The organism is Magnetospirillum sp. UT-4 (genome assembly GCF_902729435.1).
GTDB lineage: Bacteria > Pseudomonadota > Alphaproteobacteria > Rhodospirillales > Magnetospirillaceae > Magnetospirillum.
This window is the reverse complement of sequence record NZ_CACVCG010000108.1, coordinates 1-2,723: the sequence shown is the minus strand read 5'-3', so window position 1 is coordinate 2,723 and position 2,723 is coordinate 1. Positions and strand designations below refer to the sequence as shown.

Sequence of the window (2,723 nt, the reverse complement as noted above, 5' to 3'; positions counted from 1 at the left end):
GGAAACCGGCGTGCAAAATTGACCCCCTAACCGGGGAAATCGGCGTCGAATTTTGACCCCCCTATACCCTGGTGACGGCGACCATCATCCGATGTGACGACACGTCGGAGCAAACCAGGGGATGTTGATCGTGGAAACGATAGGGCGGGTCCGCCGGGACCATTTCGTCGAGAAGAAGGGGATCAAGCGGATCGCGCGCGAGCGCGGCCTGTCGCGCAACACGGTGCGCAAGATCCTGCGCTCCGAGGAGACCGCGTTCAGCTACGAGCGGGAGCATCAGCCGCTGCCACAGCTCGGTCCGCATGTTGAACTTCTGGAGACGATGCTGAAGGAGAACGGGCGCAAGGGACGGCGCGAGCGCCTGACGATGACCCGGATATTCCAGCTGCTGGAAGAGTCCGGTTACACCGGCGGCTATGACGCCGTCCGACGGCATGCGCAGCAGTGGAAGCGGAGCAATACCCAGGCGGCGGGTGGGGCGAGTGTCGCGGCCTACGTCCCGCTGTGGTTCGCGCCGGGCGAGGCGTACCAATTCGACTGGAGCCACGAGATCGCGGTGCTCGGCGGGGTGACGACGACGATCAAGGTCGCGCACATCCGCCTGTGCCACAGCCGGANGGTGGGGCGAGTGTCGCGGCCTACGTCCCGCTGTGGTTCGCGCCGGGCGAGGCGTACCAATTCGACTGGAGCCACGAGATCGCGGTGCTCGGCGGGGTGACGACGACGATCAAGGTCGCGCACATCCGCCTGTGCCACAGCCGGATGTTTCTAGTGGTGGCGTATCCGCGCGAGACCCAGGAGATGGTGTTCGACGCCCATGACCGGGGCTTCCGCTTCTTTGGCGGGGCCTGCCAGCGCGGCATCTACGACAACATGAAGACGGCGGTGGACGCGATCTTCACCGGCAAGAACCGGCGTTTCAACCGGCGCTTCGAGCAGCTGTGCTCGCACTACCTGGTCGAACCGGTGGCCTGCACCCCCGCCGCGGGCTGGGAGAAGGGCCAAGTGGAGAACCAGGTCGGCAACGTCCGCGAATGGTTTTTCACGCCGCGTGCGCGCTTCGCCACCTTGGCCGAGTTGAACGACTGGCTGATGGAGCAATGCTTGAAGAGGGCCGCCGAGCCTCATCCCGAGATGAAGGATCGCAGCGTGGCCGAGGTCTTCGCCGAAGAGAAGGCGGCGCTGATCGGCTATCGCGGCCCGTTCGACGGCTTCCATGAAACCCACACCACGGCCTCGAAGTGCTGCCTGGTGCGTTTCGACCGCAACCGCTACAGCGTGGACGCCACGGCCGCCAACCAGCCGGTCAGCGTCCACGCCTATGCCGACCGGGTGGTGATCCGCCACGGCGGCGAGGTGGTGGCCGAGCACGCCCGCGTGTTCGGCCGCGACCGCACCGTCTACGAGCCGTGGCACTATGTCCCGGTGCTGGCCCGCAAGCCCGGGGCGCTGCGCAACGGCGCACCCTTCCGCGACTGGGAGCCGTCGCCGATGCTGGCCACAATCCGCCAGAGACTGGGCAATGGCAACGACGGCGACCGGCACTTCGTCGATATCCTGATGGCGGCCCGGGAATACGGCCTGGAGGCGGTGGAGGCCGCCTGCGCCAAGGCGCTGGCCGCCGGGACCTGCACCAGCGCGGTGGTCCTCAACCTTCTGGCCCGGCAGATAGAACCGGTGGCCGCCAAGCCGGTTGCCACCCCCGATACCCTGGTGCTGGCCATCCCACCGGTAGCCGACTGCGCCCGCTACGACACCCTGCTGCTGGGGGCTTGCCATGGAACGGCATGACCTGCTGGCGATGATGTCGGCATTGCATCTGGCCGGGATGCGCACCGCCTACGACGAGGTGATGGCCGACGGCATCCGCCGCCAGCACTCGGCCCAACGCATCCTCGGTGACTTGCTGCAGGCCGAACTGGCCGAGAAACAGGCCCGCTCCATCCGATACCGCCTGGCCTCGGCCAAGCTGCCGTTGGCCAAGGAACTGGCCGACTTCGACTTCTCGGTGTCGCCGGTCAACGCCCCCCTGGTGCGCGACCTCCATCAGGGCGGCATGCTGTCGCCGCCCCGCAACGCCGTCCTGGTCGGCGGCACCGGCACCGGCAAGACCCACCTGGCCATCGCCATCGCCGCCCATTGCATCCGCAACGGCGCACGCGGCCGCTACTTCAATGTCGTCGATCTGGTCAACCAACTGGAGGCCGAGGCCCGCGCCGGAACCACCGGCAAGCTGGCCGAGCAACTCACCCGCCTCGATCTCGTCGTCCTCGACGAACTGGGCTATCTGCCATTTCCCCAGAGCGGCGGCCAACTGCTCTTCCATCTGGTCAGCCGCCTCTACGAGCGCACCGCCATCGTCATCACCACCAACCTGGCCTTCGCCGAATGGGCCTCCGTCTTCGGCGACGTCAAGATGACCACGGCGCTGCTGGACCGCTTGACCCACCACTGCGACATCATCGAGACCGGCAACGACAGCTGGCGCTTCAACAACCGAAGCTGATCCCTCCCCCGGACCCCCACCCCGGCGGGATTGCCCAGGTGGGTCCACAGGAAACCTCCCAAGCGCGCCCTCCGCCAGCTTCGTGACGAGCGCTGCGGGCGCGCTCGGGCCCCTCCTATGGACTACCTGGACAACCCGCCGCCCCGTCCAACAGGGGGGTCAAAATTGGACGCCGATTCGGGCGGTAAAGGGGGTCAGTTTTCGACGCCGATTGACA

The 2,723-nt window shown here is 66.9% G+C and carries 1 protein-coding gene and 1 pseudogene; both read left to right on the top strand.

From position 1 onward, the window contains the following. Positions 1 to 621: 621 nt before the first annotated feature. Positions 622 to 1,791: pseudogene (gene istA, locus MTBUT4_RS14380) on the top strand (IS21 family transposase); the annotation flags it as partial. After that, entirely contained in the window at positions 1,778 to 2,506 is a 729-nt protein-coding gene (gene istB / locus MTBUT4_RS14375) for an IS21-like element helper ATPase IstB (RefSeq protein WP_173980385.1), read from the top strand. The pseudogene istA and the gene istB, both read left to right, overlap by 14 nt. The last annotated feature ends 217 nt before the right edge of the window (positions 2,507 to 2,723 follow it).